A 16,702-nucleotide genomic window follows, 5' to 3' on the forward strand; every position below is an offset into this window, starting at 1 on the left:
ATAAATGCACTGAAAAACAAACCTCTTTCAGCATCACCACTTAAGCTGATACAACGTGTTGGAGCAATCATGGCAAGCAATACAGGCACTCTTGAGAATGCATTTCCACAAGCGCAATTTCCACCGAATGATCAACCCCAGAAGTTCGTAATACGCGTTGTCGGCGCAGTGGCGTTTGCCCATCTGCTAAATGATTCGATTCAAGCCGTGGTCACTGCAAGTTATCCGATGTTAAAGGCCGAATTTTCTTTAAGTTTTGCTGAAATTGGCTGGATTGCCTTGGTTTATCAAATCACCGCCTCTTTATTACAACCTTGGATTGGCCTATATACCGATAAGCATCCAAAACCCTATTTATTACCTTTAGGCATGGCAGCCACACTGCTTGGTATTGGTTTGATGGCAATTGCAGCAAGCTTTCAAGGCTTATTGTTTGCTGCTGCACTCATTGGGGTGGGCTCATCGACCTTCCACCCAGAAGCCTCTCGCATCGCCCGTACCGCATCGGGTGGGCGTTTTGGTACCGCCCAATCCATGTTTCAGGTTGGCGGCAATACTGGTTCTGCGATTGGGCCATTAATGGCTGCGGCTGTGATTATCCCGAATGGACAAGGGGCGATTGGTTTATTTGTTTTGGTTGCTGCTTTGGCCATATTTGTTTTATTACGCGTCACCAAATGGGTCATCAAGCAGGCACCTGTGCAGCGTGTTGCCAGTCAACCTGCCATTTCGACCTTGACCCGTAAACAAGTGATTCAGGCCATGGCCGTGATTTGTGTGTTGATGTTTGCCAAGTTTATCTATATCGCGGCCATTACCAATTATTTCACTTTCTACCTGATTGAACGCTTTAATGTTTCGATTCAGACCTCTCAGCTGTATCTATTTATATTTTTAGGCGCAGTAGCACTCGGTACTTTTGCGGGTGGACCTGTGGGCGATCGGATTGGCCGTAACGTTGTGATTTGGGTGTCATTCTTAGGCATTGCTCCATTTGCGCTGATGTTGCCTTATGTCGGCTTAACTGGCACGGCAATTCTGGTCATTATTATTGGTTTAGTCATGTCCTCGGCTTTCTCTGCCTTAGTGGTCTATGCACAAGAAGCGGTACCTGGTCGTGTCGGTATGGTTGCTGGTTTGATGTTTGGTCTTATGTTCGGTATTGGTGGAATTGGCGCAGCAGGTCTTGGTCATTTAGCCGATACCCATGGCATTGTATGGGTGTATAAGCTCTGCTCGTTCCTACCACTGTTAGGTTTTATCACAGCGTTATTGCCGAATACCAAAAAATAATTATTTCCTCAGCAAATGCAGCATGCCAACAAGCCTGCTGCATTTGCTCCCATAAATAAGCATGATCTTGTTTCTCTTCACCGTTAGGTGCTAAAATTTTCAACAGGTGTGTGGATCGTTATATTCATTCATCTTCATTGTTACGATAAAAAACCGCGAAAAATTGATACAGATAGTTTTTCATTAAAAAATATCTTATCGACACATATCCCAATCTTTAAGATTCGGTCAGCGTTCATCAGGGCTTGAGTTGTTATCAGGCATCGTTAACAGGTTTTCGCAGCATTGCTGTACCTGCTTTTTCGATAGGACGCTTTATGAATCGCTCTCTATTTATTATTTTTTCGACCATTGCTTTAGATGCTGTTGGTATCGGGCTTATTTTTCCAATTTTACCCACATTACTTCAAAATATTAGCCATACTCACCAAACTGCGCTGCACATCGGTCTGCTCGGTAGTCTCTATGCCGCCATGCAATTTATCTTTTCGCCCATGCTCGGTACATTAAGTGACAAGTTTGGACGGCGCCCAATTTTGCTGCTGTCACTGGCAGGATCGGCCATCAACTATATATTGCTCACCTTTTCTCATAGCCTCGTACTGTTATTCATGGGGCGAATCATTGCAGGCATGAGCAGTGCCAATATGTCTGTTGCATCTGCTTATCTGGTGGATATCTCAAAACCAGAACAGCGTGCCAAATACTTTGGTCTTATGAGCGCGATGTTTGGCGCAGGTTTTATTATTGGGCCAATTCTTGGGGGGTTGCTCGGTGAATATTGGCTCAGGCTTCCCTTTTTGATTGCAGCCATACTGACAGGTCTCAACTTTTTATTGGCCTATTGGGCGCTACCTGAATCAAAAACAGCAGATCTTTCAAAAAAATCTGTAGCAACACTTAATCCATTTAAAGCTTTTGCATCACTTCGGTCGATCCCGAATGTAGTTCCCTTAATTGCCACTTTTTTTATCTTTAGTGCCACAGGTGAAGCCTATGCAGTTTGCTGGACTTTATGGGGGCATGCCGCCTTTCAATGGAATACTTTCTGGATCGGTCTTTCTTTAGGCATGTTTGGTTTATGCCAAATGCTGGTTCAGGCTTTTATTCCTCAGCATGCCTCAAGATACTTCGGTAATCGAAATACAATCTTCATCGGGATGAGCTGTAGCTGTATCGCATTAGTAGTGATGGCCTTTGCTCAGCAAGGCTGGATGATTTTTGCCATCATGCCAATTTTCGCCCTAGGCAGTATTGGTACCCCCTCTTTACAAGCCCTAGCTTCACAAAAAGTCTCACTTGAACAACAAGGACAGTTTCAAGGCATTATTGCATCGACAATCAGTTTGGCCTCAATGTTTGCCCCCCTATTGTTCTCTACACTGTATTTTCAATTGCAAGCTAAATGGCCAGGTGCAATCTGGTTAAGCGTGGCCGTGATTTATCTGCTTGTGCTGCCGATTGTGATTCGTAGCCTTAAGCCAAGCATGCAACCATCAAAATGACAAAAAGGTAATTTTCCTGTCGCGTAGAAGTACTGATGCTGCTTGGATAATCAAACATGAAAGCAAATGGCGCTGATTGTGCCATTTCCCATACATCATGCTTTAAAGAGGATAAGAAATGAGTCTTGTACAAAACAGTAAAACCATGTTGCGCAACCTGATCATCGGTACAACCCTAACCATCGCCACATCCACGGCCTTTGCTCATGTCAGCTTGATCAGTGCTAGCCCTGCTGCAAATACCGTTGTTTCAACCCAACCTAAAAACCTAAGCCTTAATTTTGGTGATGAGGTGATGTTAATGAAGATCCAAGTGTTAGATGAACAACGCCGAGAATTGCCGCTGAATTATAAAGTCAGCCATGACTTGAAAAAAACCTTTGATATTGCCATCCCTACACTGAAAAAAGGCAAATATACCGTGCTTTGGAGCACCATGGGCAAAGACGGCCATAACATGAATGGTGAATATAGTTTCAGCTTTAAATAAGACATCGCTAATAACGAGATATGAACAATTTACCAACTCGATCAATGAGTAAGTTGTTCATCCCAAGGAATAAAAATAATGTCTGAATATTGGATATTTGCCGCTTGGTTTAACAAAATAAGCCTTTATCTCGGCATGATTATGGTCATTGGCGGTTCATTCTGCTACTTCCTATTAGGCCGTTATAGTGCAATAAAAAGTACCATTGTCCAATATATGACATTGGGTGCAGTGTTAGGATTGATCTCTAGCGCGTTAGCTTTCTTGCTTTTGATCGGTAGCTTTGCAAACAGCGGCCTCTTCGGCATGTTTGATTTGACCTATATCAATATTGTGCTGAATACCTCCACGGGGCATATTCATCTGATTCGTATTGTCAGCTTTGCACTAATCCTTGTACTGCTTTTAGTTAGACTTCATCAAAAAAGTACCCGTATCAGAAGCTTTGAGAGAATCTTCTTCGCTATACCCTTAGTGCTTATTGTATATAGTTTTTCTCAACTGGGTCATGTGACCAATTTATCCATTTTTGCCCAGCTGCTATTGACCATCCATGTACTTTTAATGGCTGTCTGGATGGGATCACTGTATCCTTTATGGAAAATCAGCCACAGCATCAGTGGACTGCCATTAAAACAGGCTATGCATTTATTTGGGCGGATTGCGGCATTTATTGTGGTGATTTTAATTGCATGTGGCGCCAGCATTGCCCTGCTGTTGTTTAAGGATGCTGATACCCTCCTCACAACGCCTTATGGACAAGGTTTTATCATTAAACTGTTATTTGTTTTTAGCATTTTATTATTAGCTGCATTTAATAAATGGTATTTCACCCCACGTTTGCAACAACCCCAATTTGCCAAACAATTGGGTTATGCCATTTTGTTTGAAATGTCTCTAGGCTTTGTGATTCTCATGGTAACAGCGTATATTACGACTGTGGTCGGGATTGAGTGATTTACGATAATGTTGATGCTGATTTTAATATCTCTCAATTCACCTGATGTTTCTACATAGTGTCTAATGACTATTTAGCATGCCGCGTTAAGTACCAAAATAATAATGGCATTAGACTTCCGCAGGCACCCAGTAGACAAACGCCATACCATCCCGCTTTTGCATAGGTGATGGTTGTAGTGATTGCTCCTAATCCACTGCCTGCGGCATAGAACAACATATACAGTCCAATTAAGCGGCTTTGATTGTCCTGTCCAGTTTGCAAGATCATACTTTGATTGGTGACATGTAAAGCTTGCCCGCCCAGATCCAGTAATAAAATACCGATGATTAATGCCACAATTGAATATTCCATTTGAGCGAATGCCAACCAAGACAATAAGATGATGAGCAAGGCAAATGCACTGGTTCTTTGTGCAAAGCCTTGATCTGCCCATTGTCCAGCTTTTGTAGCCATTAATGCCCCCAGTGCCCCAACCAAACCAAATGCACCAATAGCGGTATGGGAATACTGATAAGGAGGGGAACTCAACAATAAAGCCAGTGCACTCCAAAAAATATTAAACACTGCAAACATCAGCAATGCCAATATGCCTCGTATTTGTAATAGTTTATTGTGATAAAGCAAACTTAACATCGACAAAATCAAACGAGGATAAGCCAACATATTCTGTGTATTGGATCGTACTGGCAAGGATTTCCAAAGCGGGAATGCAATCATCAACATCAGTGTGGCTGCACAAAAATATACGCTCCTCCATCCAGCTAAATCGCTCACACCTCCAGCAAAAACACGTGCTAATAACAATCCGATAAACACGCCACTTTGTGCTGTACCTACGACATATCCACGCTCATTGGATTCGGCAACACTTGCAGCATAGGCAATCAGTCCCTGCGTCATGGCAGTCCCTAACATGCCAACAGCAAACATACTTGCAAATATGCCTACAGCCGTTTTAGTGATACTTACAGCAGTCAATGCAAGCACCAATCCGAATAGCTGTAATAGCATTAATCGTCTACGATCGACTCGATCTCCCAATGGAACTAACAACAATAAAGCGATCGCACAACCCAGTTGAGTCACGAGAATGACACTGCCAACAGCGGCATAACTGATTGCCAAATCCGTTGCAATTGCATCAAGCAATGGTTGCGCATAATAAACATTGGCAACACTCAGACCACTTGCAATGGCAAATAGCCACACCAAACGGGTCGGCAATTTTTTGGACTGGATTAAACAATGCTTTTCATTTTGTGATAAAGCCGATGTACAGGGACTATTCATCGCAGCACCAAACCAGTTTCAAATTAAAACTACTTGAACCATAAGCGATCTAGTTTTAAAATGCAACTAGTCTGATTCAACTGTTCCGAGAATGCGATGTCACTCGATAAAACTTCCGTAGATGAACCTTGCCCTGTTGCACGTTGTGTTGATGTGATTGGAGATCGTTGGTCATTGCTGATTATTCGAGATGTGATGGATGGGATACATCGCTTTGGTGACCTACAACGTAGTCTGAGTGTTGCGCGTAATATTTTGTCCAACAGACTGCATAAATTAATTGATGCTGAAATTCTAGAAATGCGAGCCGCGTCTGATGGCACAGCCTATCAAGAATATATTTTGACGGATAAAGGAAAACAACTGTTCCCGATCGTGGTTGCATTACGTCAATGGGGTGAACAATATCTATTTGGGAAAAATGAAGCGCATTCTGTCCTGATTGAAAAATCCACCCAAAAACCTGTGCCTTTAATGACACTCAGCTCAAGTAAAGGACATATCTTAGACGCGGATACAACAGAAGTATTAAAAGTGAATCTATAGCCTATAAAATATACGTTAAAAATTTATGCTTTCTTTACGCAGAATTTACGATCATTTTATTATTTATCAATCAATTAAAACCTAATATACATCACATCAAATTTAACTCATATGCTGAGGATGTTATGAAAGGTTTTCATTGTGTGCTGGTTTTAACAACTGTTTTAGCTTCAAACGATGCGTTAGCATCAGATCAGCCCGCAACATCGAATTTCGTGCTGAGTGGGAATGTCGCTTTAGCCAGTGAATATCGCTGGCGTGGTCAAACTCAAACCCAAAATGATGCAGCCTTGCAAGGTAATTTTCTTTTAAGCCATTCCTCTGGATTCTATGCCGCGGCTTTTGCTTCAAATGTCGATTTTGGTAATGAAGCACACTTAGAACTCGATCCTTTTATTGGCTATACCACTCCAATCAGCTTAGGGAAATTCCAACCTACTCTTGATCTCGGTATGCTGCGTTATCATTATGTCGGTAAAAGTGATTTAAATTATAATGAGTATTATCTCAAACTAATCATCAATAATGCTTTGAAAGATAATGATAGCTTTAGCCCAAGTGTGAGCTATACCCCGCAATATGGAGGCAAAGCCACTCGCCAAAGCGTCGGTGAAAATGTCGAAAATTGGTATTTTAATCTTTTATATACCACTCCCATTGCCGAAACCAGCTTTGGTGCAGTTGCAAGCTTAGGCTATTCCAAAGCCAACCAAGCCATTTATGGTGGAGAAGCAAAAGATCATTTCTTCGATTGGAAAATTGGCGCAAATTATAACTATAAACCGATGAACTTAAGTGCGGAACTGGCTGCGATTGGAACCGACCTAGATCACACAGGTTATCTCGATAGCAATAAAAAAGGTGTTAAAACCGCCGCCGTGTTTAGCCTGACCAAGTCCTTTTAGAATAAAATTAAGCGAAGTACAGCAAGCATCAACCAATATGCAGACTTGCTGTATGACATCGCATTTTTATCGACTGATTTATTAACTAGATTTACGCTGAAAACCTTGTTGCTCCAATAATTGAGCCCGAGTTTCATAATCTACCACTTCAAGTATCTGATGTAATAACCACATATAGCCAAAAGGATCTTTAAACATCGCATTTTTGATGCCCATTTTAGGCATATCTTGTACCGCCTGAATCACCGCGGCACCCGCATCAACTGCTTGCTGCAATGTTTTCTCGATATCAGTGACGGTAATATTAAACCAAATCGGGATATAGCTTTCTTGGGTAGGTGCCAGCAATTGGAAATCTGGGTTTTCATCCAGCAAATGAAAATGAACCCCATGAATACTCATAATCATACTATTTTGTCCAACGACAAAATCACCAACTTCAATTCTTTCAACCTCAAAAACCTGCTCTTTCTAGAGCATAGCTGGCATAGCCTTGGTATTTTCCAGAGCTTTTACTGCCTGCATCATTCAATCCAGCAGTGATAAAGTTTTGTTCCCGAATCTCCCATACAATCTCGACATCGCTATAACCTGCATTTTCAGCACTTTTTTGGCTGGGTAAGATATCGAAACTGGTCTGCATCCCTTGTAAACGGGCAAAGGTTTCTAGAATTTGTTCCAGTTGACGAATATTGAGGATATCGCCTGCGTGCATAGGCAAACGGTAATTCAAAGTTTGGTTTTTACTATTTTTAAGTCGGATTTCCCCAATCAATCCAGGGATTAAAGTTAAACGTAAATGTCCTGTCGCAAGATCCTGTTCAGGTACAATCACTTGAGTAGACACATAACCCAATTGAACCAGTCGCTCATTGATGTAATTCACGAGGCCCGAAAGCCCTTTTTCACCAATACAGCGGCCTAAAACCTTATTGTCTGAATACTTGAGCTCTTTAAAGATGCGATTAAAGTCTGCGGTTTTTATACTGGGATGTGTGCTTGGAACATCAACCTCTAAAGATGTAATGCCAAAACAAATCGGTTCTTTTTGTAACCAAGGATAGCTTGAATCAACCTTTGTTTGCTGTAACTGAATAAATGGCGCAACAGATTGAGTGAGTTGGTCAATCTGTTGTTTCTGAGAAAGATAATCTCGGGTCTGTTGTTGACTCACCTGATCTTCGGCATAGCTAAAGCCTGAATATATGATCAGCGGAATCATGAAATATTTTCTATACATTTCCTACATTTTTCATACACAATACAGACAAGACTGTATTGTACGAAATTCAACTTAGTTTTCAATAGAAATAACAAATGATTTAAGTTTTTTTTATTAATAGATAACCAAGTCACTATATTTATTAGTGAAATAATTAACCTTGCCTATGATTTTCAATACGAGAAGATAAGTATTCTAATAAAACTGATCAAAATTTAATGTTGAAATATCCACATCTAAATAGGGATATAAAATTACAGCTGCATTCTCCTATCTAAACTAGTCGATCTCCTTGCGATCCATTACAATCACTTCTTTTTTGTTCAGCGCAGCGTATTTTGAGTAATTCCTCTCCCCAATTAAAACGTGGACTAAAAAACCGCCATATCCAATTGATTGCGATGGGTGGTGCTGTGGGTACAGGTCTGTTTTTAGGCTCAGCTCAGGCAATCCAGTCCGCAGGTCCTTCGATTATCTTAGGCTATGCCATTGTCGGTTTGATCGCATTTCTAATCATGCGACAAATGGGTGAAATGATTGTAGAAGAACCTGTAGCGGGTTCTTTTAGTTATTTCTCACAAAAATATTGGGGAAATTTTGCTGGATTCTTATCAGGTTGGAATTACTGGGTGGTTTATATTTTAGTGGCAATGACTGAGCTGACAGCGATTGCCAAATATATCCATTATTGGTGGCCACATATCCCTGCGTGGATCTCGACTTTGTTCTTCTTCATTGTCGTCACCTGCTTAAATCTGGGCAATGTGAAATTTTATGGCGAATCCGAATTCTGGTTGGCCATTATCAAGGTTGTTGCCGTCATTTCAATGATCTTGTTTGGTTTGTACCTATTACTGACTGCGGGAGCTGATTCGACTGCAAGCTTTACTAATTTATGGCAACACGGCGGATTTTTTCCGCATGGCTTCTCAGGCTTGTTTTACATGTTGGCCTTTTTAATGTTTGCCTTTGGCGGCATTGAATTGATCGGTATGACTGCAGCTGAAGCAGAAAATCCAGAAAAAAGTATTCCTCAAGCCATTAATCAGGTGATTTTCCGAATCTTGATTTTTTATGTAGCGTCGCTGGCGATCATTATGTCATTGATTCCTTGGAATCAACTTGATCTGGGTGGTTTGGATAAAAGCCCTTTCGTGATGATTTTCAGTCAACTGGGCATTGATTGGGCCGCACATTTACTCAATTTTATTATTCTGACCGCAGCACTCTCGGTTTATAACAGCGGCATGTATGCCAATAGTCGTATGCTGTTCGGGCTTGCAGTACAAGGTAATGCCCCTAAGATTTTTGCCAAAGTCAGCAAGCAAGGCGTACCAATGCCAGCGGTGATCTTTTCTTCTATCTTGATTTTTGGCTGTGTCTTACTGAACTATTTTGTGCCAGAACAAGCGCTAAGCCACCTGATGTATATGGCTGTCGCTGCCTTGGTTCTAAACTGGGCGATTATTAGCTTTACCCATTTAAAATTTAAACAGGCTATTCGATTAGAAGGCAAGACTGTAAAATTTCCAGCCTTGTTCTCGCCACTTAGCAACTATCTGGTTCTCGCCTTTATTGTCATGATTCTGTACATCATGTGGACCCAAGGCTTTAAAGAGTCTGTGATTCTAATTCCGGTCTGGATCATGTTTATGTTCGGATTATTTAAAGTCTTGAAATGGAATAAATCACTTTAAAACATGGCCACTCATTCGCATCTACAGGGTTCAACACGAATACGTTGTAGATGCGTTATCTGCCGATCTAAAGCATAAGTTTCGACATCTTAGGCCTGATTTGTTATCAGCTGACTCAATTTGCTACTATAGTGCTGTCCCCTTTATCACTCAATCCAATGTCCGAACCTCAATTCTCTCTTAGCGATTATCTCACAGCGGTACAGGAAGTCATTCGCCTGTCTTTTGATGAGCCTGTCTGGGTCAAAGCCGAGATTCGGAATTTAAATATTAAAGGTGGGCATTACTATCTTGAACTGGCAGAAAAAGAACAAGATACCGATAAAGTCATCGCAAGCTGTAAAGCCACGATTTGGAAATTCACTGCGGCTAAAATGGTGCTCAAGTTTGAGCGCGAAAGTGGTATTGAACTATCAAAAGATTTAAATGTGCTAATTAAAATCAAGGCTCGTTTTGATCCTCAATATGGCTTTTCGGTCAATATTGAAGATATCGACTCAAGCTTTACCTTGGGCGATATTGCAAAGCGTTATCAACAGATTCTTGCGCGATTAAGCAGTGAAGGATTGGTTCATCTTAATAAGGAACTACCCGCCCCATTTGATATTGAAAATGTTCTGGTGATTGCTCCGGAAAATGCAGCAGGTTTAGGTGACTTCAAGAAAGATGCCGATGCATTACATCAAGCCGGTGTCTGTCAATTTGTTTATCACACCGCGACTTTTCAAGGTAATACCGCCGCACACAGTATTATGGAGTCTTTAGGCTCAGGGCTACGCCAGTGGGCAAAAGATTATACCCTACCGCCAGATCTGATCGTGATCATTCGTGGTGGTGGTGCAGTCAACGATTTAGCTTATTTAAATGACTATGATCTGGCTGCCCTGCTGTGTAAACGTAAAGTCCCGATCTGGGTGGGTATTGGACATGAAAAAGACCGAACCATTTTAGATGAGATTGCACATCGTTCCTTTGATACACCCAGTAAAGTCATTGCAGGAATTCGGAATCTGATTGCAGAACGCTCACAAGATGTCGTCAATCATCTACAAACCATCAAACTACTGTCTCAACATCAGATTACCGCCTATCAAAGCCAAAATGATCGATTGATGAGTGTCATCAAATCACAGGCTGAGAATCAAATCAGCGCCAGTAATTTACACCTTCAAGTTGCTAAATCAACCCTACAATATTTTGCGAAACAGCAACTTAAAACAGCCTCGACCCAAATCGAAGCCTTGATGCGGGAAACATTACTGCAAAATCCCAAACATGTTTTAGCCAAAGGCTATGCCATTGTGCGTAGTGAAAACAAAGCAATTCGCTCTGTGCAACAAGTCGGCTCAAGCATCGCGGTTGAAATGCATGATGGTTACATCCATGCCAATGTAAGTCATATCAAAGAGGTCATTGATCATGAGTAAAAAAGAATTAAGCTTTAAAGACGGTTATAGCCTGCTCAAAAAAAATGCGGCGCTGCTCGAAGCTCAGGAAGAGCCTGATATTGATAACTTAATGAAGATTGTTGAGGAGTCAATGAATGCATACAAAGCCTGTAAATCACGTGTAGATGCAGTGCAACAAGCATTGAATGAAACCTTTAAAGAGAGTTAATTTTTAGTATAAAGAAGTCAGTTTGATCATCAATTGTATAAAACCATGACAAGGCCGAAAAACGATGCAGCGCTGGCTCGGCCTCTTTATTTTAAATCGTGAACAATTTTATAAACAAAGAAGTGTTGTAGCAATCTTACTGACAACACCTTCATAAGCGCTTGATTTACGACACAGACTTTAAAGGTCTGCCATCGGTTCAAACAGCAAAATTACTGAGTCTTACGCTCTTTATTCACAAGATATTCAACCACTTGAACTACTTTATTATCCCCGCCTTGGACGATATATTTACCATTGACCACAACAGCTGGAACGCCCGTAAGTTGATATTTTTGCGCCAATTGGTTTGATTCTGCAATTTTTGCTGTAATCGGGAAAGAATCATAGCTGCTATTAAATTTAGCCTCAGAAATGCCATATTGAGTAAAAAACTTAGCAAAAGCCTCTTTTTGTAAAACCTTTTCCTTACCTGAAAAATTGGTATGGAATAACGGTAGATGGGTACGTTTACGTACACCTAAAGCCTCACTCACATAATATGCACGCGCACCTTGTTCCCACATCGGGTTCATTGCTGCTGGCGTACGCAGAAAGTAAACATCCTTCGGAATGGTCTTTAACCAAGATTGCATATGTGGTTCTAATTTAAAGCAATAAGAACATCCATACCAAAAAAACTCTCGCACTTCGATTGTATTAGCAGGCGCTGATGTTTTTACTGGATTTTGAACCACGGTATAATCTTTACCGGCAATAAAATCTGCGGCCATGCTCTGTGTTGAACATACTGCAACAATTGCAGCCGCGCTGGTTAAAATAAAATGTTTCATTAAATTTATAGCTCTTACAGTCACTTCTAAACGAGGTAATATCTGCATTAAAATAAATATTTTAATCAGACATCAACCTCGATTTAATGATTACTCATTTAAAAAATCCCAAACATTTCGAAAAATGAATGGGATAACGATATAAATATTTCACTGGAGGAATGTATATCGTGAAGCTGTCATTTTTACCACACACTTACGATTAAAATAAATATCACATCACAAAAATAAACAAATTCGTCTACTTAATTAACCTTACTCGATATGGATGAACAAGTCGCTAGCATATCCGTTTCAGCATCAATAACTTTCGTTTTTATATCCAATAAACTTAACATTGTTGGAAATAAATTATCCTGACTCAATACTTCATTTTTTTGATTCGACAAACATTTTATCTGCTCAGGATTAGACTGTTTCCAAAGTGCAGAAAACCACATGATCATCGGAATATGTGTTTGCTGTTGAGGTGCAATCATATAAGGGGCTCCGTGTAAATACATACCACTTTCACCTGTAGATTCCCCATGATCAGACAAATACCATAAGCCTGTTTCATATTGTGTATTCTGTTTTAAAGTTTCAACTAGTTGGCTCAAGATATAATCGGTATATAACAAAGTATTGTCATAGGTATTTTGCAAAGCTTCACGACTACACCCCTGAATGGCATTGGTATCACATGTAGGCCTAAAAACTTTAAATTGGGGCGGGACGCGCTTGTAATACGCTGGACCATGACTGCCTAATTGATGCAATACAAGCAAACGAGGTTGTGTATCCCCTTGAGGAATCGATTTTAGATAGGATTGCAAACTATCAATTAAAATCTCATCAAAACATTCTCCCCCCTTGCACCATTTTTTCTGAATCGGTTCTGCAATCTTATACATCTCAACCCGGTCACAAACGCCCTTACAACCAGAATTATTTTCAATCCAAGTGACCTGATAACCAGCACGTTGCGCGATATCAAGCAAGCCCTCTCTACGAATGGCTAAGCGCTCATCATAGGATTTACGTGGCATCCCCGAAAACATACAGGGAACAGAAACAGCCGTTGCTGTACCACACGAACTCACTTTAGAAAAATTCAAGATGTCCTGTTGAGCCATTTCAGGATTGGTGAGTTTGCTGTACCCATTTAAAGAGAAATTTTCAGCTCTGGCTGTTTCACCCACTACAAGCACCATCAGTTTGGGTAATGCATTTTCACGTTGTAAAAGCTTGGCATCTTCACCATAACTGATGAAGGGTTGATTCTTTTTTGGTGCCTTCTTTTTGTAATATGAAACAAAAGAGCTAATCATATTTTGTGGCGAAATCATTCCTTTTAAACTGCGATTTTCACGGAAAATAGCTGCAAAATCGACATAGAAAATAAACAGCATAACGATGACAATAGATAAAGAAACAACAGCAGTTATAATTTTTTGAGTAAATTGAAACATAAAGGGTTTAGCTTCATGTCTAATTTTAACCCTAGCAAAAACAAAAATAGGCAGAATGATCAGTCCCAAGACCCAAGCCAAAAGATACCAAGACCAAAGATCTCGTGCTTCTGTAAAGTTGGTTTGCATCATATTCTGGATTTGATCAGAAGTAATCCATACACCAAGTGAAGTTACGGTATAGGATGCAAATCCGCCAATTAAGATCAGAAAAATCGCAATGGGTTTTGCAGTCCAACGCCAGTTAAAAATCTGAAATATAAAATTATATGTAAAGATCACGACCAATATAGAAGCAATCAAAAATAGAAAACTTTGGATACCTGAATAAGGGGTTAGATCTTGAATTTTCACAAAGAATGAAAAGTTCAAAAATAGACCCAGCCAGATTGCCAATATAAAATTAAACCATAATAATGAAATATCTCTTCCAAATATATTTTTAAGCCAAAGCATTTTAAAATCCCGAAAACCAGACACCCCAGCTTTTTTAGAAATAAATAAAAATTAAAAACAAAACCCGAAAAAGTAAACAACTTTACTTTAAAAAGTATATCTCAAATTTAATCTATTTTTTTAATATGACAAAAATGTAATTTACGTGTCATCCTAAATTAAATTCACCATTAAGTTTAAGAGTAAAGAAAATATTTTATATTACTATCAATTTAACCATAATTATTTAATGTACTACGAGCTGTATAAACAAAGTCAAAACAGAAAAAACTGGCATAAAAAAACCACATCTGAGGATATGGCAAAAGGTGTAACAATGCTTGTTCGGCTTTACTAGGGTTTTAGAATAGAACGGTTTGCTTAAATGAAGCTGAAATGAAAGCATCATGCTTGAACATTCTCATATTGAATATCATACTGTTCCCTCAGGTCTGTGTTAACGCTCATGATGATCGGAAAGTACAAGCAACAAAAAGCCCTTGTTATCACAAAGGCTTTTTGAGCTTGGTTAAAGCAATCACAGCTAAATTAAGATGCTTAGCACACATTCTTAAATTTCGATCTGGCTACCCAGTTCTACTACACGGTTGGTCGGGATTTGATAAAAATCACTGACTGGACTGGTATTACGTTGCATTGAAATAAATAAATGCTCCCGCCAAGGTGCCATGCCATCCCCGACACTATGCATGATACGTTCACGTGAGATAAAGAAGCTAATCTGCATCAAATCGTATTCAAACTCTAGCTGCTCATAGGCTTGAGCCAATGCACGTGGTACATTCGGCTCGTCTTTAAATCCATAGAAAATTTTAATCCGATAGAAATGATTATCTAAAGTTTCAACATGAATACGCTCTTCTTGCGGGACATAAGGGACATCTTCAATTACCACAGTCGCCAGAATATTCCGTTCATGTAACACTTTATTGTGCTTAATATTATGCAACATGGCATGTGGAACCACATTCGGCGTACCTGTCAGGAATACCGCATCTCCTGGCACACGATGTACATTATCGCCAATACTTCTTATGAATAAGTCGAGTGACAATGTGTCATGTTCAAGCTTTGCAAAAGTGAGCTCTCGACCTCGCTTCCAAGTCATTAGAATGATCATTGCTACAGCACCAATTAATAATGGCACCCAACCACCTGAGAATATTTTTAAAGATGCTGCGGCAACCAAAACTGACTCTAGAATGAAAAATGGAATAATAAGTAAAAATACCTTTGGTAGACTCCATTTCCAAGCATAATAAATAAAGACTGCAACCAAAATCGTATCGCAGAGCATGGTTAATGTAACCGCTAGACCATAGGCACTGGCAAGGTTTGAACTGGTCTGGAAGATTAAAATTAGAATTAAAATTGCAATCAGTAATAGCCAGTTTAGAAAAGGCACATAAATCTGCCCTTCTTCTGAATCAGAAGTATGTTTAATCCCTAATCTTGGTAAATAACCCAATTGAATTGCTTGGCGTGCCAAGGAAAACACCCCAGAAATAACCGCTTGTGAGGCAATCACTGCCGCCATAGTCGCCAAGATAATCATCGGGTATAACGCCCAACTTGGCACCAATAAATAGAATGGGTTTTCAATCGCTGCGGGATGTCGCAGTAATAGTGCACCTTGGCCTGCATAGTTTAAAACCAAGCAAGGCAACACGACACTGAACCAGCCAAAACGAATCGGACGGGGGCCAAAGTGCCCCATATCGGCATATAACGCTTCTCCTCCAGTGACGGTTAACACCACGGCCCCCATAATAAAGAAAGACTGAACTGGATGAGTGAAAATGAACTGTATTGCCCAGTGTGGACTCACCATCCCCAGTACAACTGGTGTCTGTATCACACTGGCAATACCTAAAATGCCAAGTGACAAAAACCAGACTAAGGTGATTGGTCCAAAAAACTTACCGACAAAGGCTGTGCCATGTTTCTGCATCAAAAACAGCGTGGTCACAATCACAATCGCAATGGGCACAATGAAAGGATCAAGCACATTGGTGGCAATGGATAAACCTTCAACTGCAGAAAGAACGGAGATGGCTGGGGTAATAATCCCATCTCCAAAGAATAAAGATGCTCCGATAAAACCAATCGCAATCAGATAGATTTTTTTTGTTTCTGATAATTTCGCTTTACGTAGGTTCAAGGCCAATAAAGCCATGATCCCACCTTCACCATTATTGTCTGCACGCATGACAATCGCGATGTATTTAATACTGATGATCAGCATTAAGCACCAGAAGATAATCGACAAAATACCTAATACATTTTCAGGTTGAATCCCCAAACCATGAGCCGCATGGAAGGATTCCTTTAATGCATAGAGAGGACTTGTTCCGATATCTCCAAAGACCACCCCGAGCGCTGCCAACGCTGTGGCAGGTAATGCTGCTTTTTTTGTAGTATTTTGCATAATGAGCT

General features: G+C 40.3%; 14 protein-coding genes and 1 pseudogene. 9 read left to right on the forward strand and 6 right to left on the reverse strand.

Features of this window, described 5'->3' with window-relative positions; translation table 11 throughout:
* Window positions 1–69: 69 nt before the first annotated feature.
* The 4 genes from B2727_RS07475 to B2727_RS07490 all read left to right on the forward strand — a co-directional run bounded on the left by B2727_RS07475 (window position 70) and on the right by B2727_RS07490 (window position 4,245).
* The gene (locus B2727_RS07475) at window positions 70–1,293 is read left to right on the forward strand and encodes an MFS transporter (protein ID WP_005202709.1); all 1,224 of its coding nucleotides are present in this window, start codon (window positions 70–72) and stop codon (window positions 1,291–1,293) included.
* 317 nt (window positions 1,294–1,610) lie between these two features.
* A complete protein-coding gene (locus B2727_RS07480) occupies window positions 1,611–2,798 on the forward strand; it encodes a TCR/Tet family MFS transporter (RefSeq protein ID WP_005202708.1) in 1,188 nt (395 codons plus the stop codon).
* Window positions 2,799–2,916: 118 nt separating this feature from the next.
* Window positions 2,917–3,288, forward strand: a complete 372-nt coding sequence (locus B2727_RS07485; protein WP_005202707.1) for a copper resistance CopC family protein — start codon at window positions 2,917–2,919, stop codon at window positions 3,286–3,288.
* A gap of 78 nt (window positions 3,289–3,366) precedes the next feature.
* Complete coding sequence (locus B2727_RS07490; RefSeq protein ID WP_005202706.1) at window positions 3,367–4,245, forward strand: copper resistance D family protein; 879 nt, start codon at window positions 3,367–3,369, stop codon at window positions 4,243–4,245.
* A gap of 70 nt (window positions 4,246–4,315) precedes the next feature.
* Here the strand turns inward: B2727_RS07490 and B2727_RS07495 are convergent, their stop codons facing one another.
* Entirely contained in the window at window positions 4,316–5,539 is a 1,224-nt protein-coding gene (locus B2727_RS07495; RefSeq protein ID WP_005202702.1) for an MFS transporter, read from the reverse strand.
* A 96-nt stretch (window positions 5,540–5,635) separates the two neighbouring features.
* Here B2727_RS07495 and B2727_RS07500 point away from each other — a divergent pair, with 96 nt between their 5' ends.
* Together B2727_RS07500 and B2727_RS07505 are read left to right on the forward strand one after the other, a co-directional pair.
* The gene (locus tag B2727_RS07500; RefSeq protein ID WP_005202700.1) at window positions 5,636–6,085 is read left to right on the forward strand and encodes a winged helix-turn-helix transcriptional regulator; all 450 of its coding nucleotides are present in this window, start codon (window positions 5,636–5,638) and stop codon (window positions 6,083–6,085) included.
* A gap of 125 nt (window positions 6,086–6,210) precedes the next feature.
* A complete protein-coding gene (locus B2727_RS07505) occupies window positions 6,211–6,990 on the forward strand; it encodes a TorF family putative porin (RefSeq protein WP_005202698.1) in 780 nt (259 codons plus the stop codon).
* Between the two features lie 81 nt (window positions 6,991–7,071).
* Here the strand turns inward: B2727_RS07505 and B2727_RS07510 are convergent.
* Window positions 7,072–7,458: pseudogene (locus B2727_RS07510) on the reverse strand (VOC family protein); the annotation flags it as partial.
* On the reverse strand, window positions 7,445–8,230 hold the full coding sequence (locus tag B2727_RS07515) for a POTRA domain-containing protein (RefSeq protein ID WP_349677307.1): 786 nt from the start codon (window positions 8,228–8,230) through the stop codon (window positions 7,445–7,447). The gene B2727_RS07515 and the pseudogene B2727_RS07510, both read right to left, overlap by 14 nt.
* Window positions 8,231–8,550: 320 nt before the next feature.
* Here B2727_RS07515 and B2727_RS07520 point away from each other — a divergent pair, with 320 nt between their 5' ends.
* The 3 genes from B2727_RS07520 to xseB all read left to right on the forward strand — a co-directional run bounded on the left by B2727_RS07520 (window position 8,551) and on the right by xseB (window position 11,526).
* Window positions 8,551–9,909, forward strand: a complete 1,359-nt coding sequence (locus tag B2727_RS07520; RefSeq protein ID WP_081400820.1) for an amino acid permease — start codon at window positions 8,551–8,553, stop codon at window positions 9,907–9,909.
* 158 nt (window positions 9,910–10,067) lie between these two features.
* Window positions 10,068–11,336, forward strand: a complete 1,269-nt coding sequence (xseA, locus tag B2727_RS07525) for an exodeoxyribonuclease VII large subunit (RefSeq protein ID WP_005202674.1) — start codon at window positions 10,068–10,070, stop codon at window positions 11,334–11,336.
* On the forward strand, window positions 11,329–11,526 hold the full coding sequence (gene xseB, locus B2727_RS07530) for an exodeoxyribonuclease VII small subunit (RefSeq protein WP_004652856.1): 198 nt from the start codon (window positions 11,329–11,331) through the stop codon (window positions 11,524–11,526). The genes xseA and xseB overlap by 8 nt, the downstream gene beginning before the upstream one ends.
* 212 nt (window positions 11,527–11,738) lie before the next feature.
* Here the strand turns inward: xseB and B2727_RS07535 are convergent, their stop codons facing one another.
* From B2727_RS07535 to B2727_RS07545, 3 genes are all read right to left on the reverse strand, one after another.
* Window positions 11,739–12,359, reverse strand: a complete 621-nt coding sequence (locus B2727_RS07535) for a thiol:disulfide interchange protein DsbA/DsbL (protein WP_017402236.1) — start codon at window positions 12,357–12,359, stop codon at window positions 11,739–11,741.
* Window positions 12,360–12,604: 245 nt separating this feature from the next.
* Window positions 12,605–14,266, reverse strand: a complete 1,662-nt coding sequence (locus tag B2727_RS07540) for a phosphoethanolamine transferase (RefSeq protein ID WP_005202662.1) — start codon at window positions 14,264–14,266, stop codon at window positions 12,605–12,607.
* Window positions 14,267–14,816: 550 nt separating this feature from the next.
* Entirely contained in the window at window positions 14,817–16,694 is a 1,878-nt protein-coding gene (locus B2727_RS07545; RefSeq protein WP_005202661.1) for a potassium transporter Kup, read from the reverse strand.
* Window positions 16,695–16,702 lie beyond the last annotated feature (8 nt).

Origin of the sequence: Acinetobacter sp. UBA991 (assembly GCF_002292065.1) — a bacterium.
GTDB lineage: Bacteria > Pseudomonadota > Gammaproteobacteria > Pseudomonadales > Moraxellaceae > Acinetobacter > Acinetobacter higginsii.

Bases quoted from the DNA above. Each gene is read 5' to 3' on its own strand.
- B2727_RS07485 (WP_005202707.1), top strand. From the start codon at position 2,917: ATGAGTCTTGTACAAAACAGTAAAACCATGTTGCGCAACCTGATCATC.
- B2727_RS07535 (WP_017402236.1), bottom strand. From the start codon at position 12,359: ATGAAACATTTTATTTTAACCAGCGCGGCTGCAATTGTTGCAGTATGT.
- B2727_RS07545 (WP_005202661.1), bottom strand. From the start codon at position 16,694: ATGCAAAATACTACAAAAAAAGCAGCATTACCTGCCACAGCGTTGGCA.
- B2727_RS07475 (WP_005202709.1), top strand. From the start codon at position 70: ATGGCAAGCAATACAGGCACTCTTGAGAATGCATTTCCACAAGCGCAA.
- B2727_RS07540 (WP_005202662.1), bottom strand. From the start codon at position 14,266: ATGCTTTGGCTTAAAAATATATTTGGAAGAGATATTTCATTATTATGG.
- B2727_RS07495 (WP_005202702.1), bottom strand. From the start codon at position 5,539: ATGAATAGTCCCTGTACATCGGCTTTATCACAAAATGAAAAGCATTGT.
- B2727_RS07480 (WP_005202708.1), top strand. From the start codon at position 1,611: ATGAATCGCTCTCTATTTATTATTTTTTCGACCATTGCTTTAGATGCT.
- xseB (WP_004652856.1), top strand. From the start codon at position 11,329: ATGAGTAAAAAAGAATTAAGCTTTAAAGACGGTTATAGCCTGCTCAAA.
- B2727_RS07505 (WP_005202698.1), top strand. From the start codon at position 6,211: ATGAAAGGTTTTCATTGTGTGCTGGTTTTAACAACTGTTTTAGCTTCA.
- B2727_RS07490 (WP_005202706.1), top strand. From the start codon at position 3,367: ATGTCTGAATATTGGATATTTGCCGCTTGGTTTAACAAAATAAGCCTT.
- xseA (WP_005202674.1), top strand. From the start codon at position 10,068: ATGTCCGAACCTCAATTCTCTCTTAGCGATTATCTCACAGCGGTACAG.
- B2727_RS07500 (WP_005202700.1), top strand. From the start codon at position 5,636: ATGTCACTCGATAAAACTTCCGTAGATGAACCTTGCCCTGTTGCACGT.
- B2727_RS07515 (WP_349677307.1), bottom strand. From the start codon at position 8,230: ATGTATAGAAAATATTTCATGATTCCGCTGATCATATATTCAGGCTTT.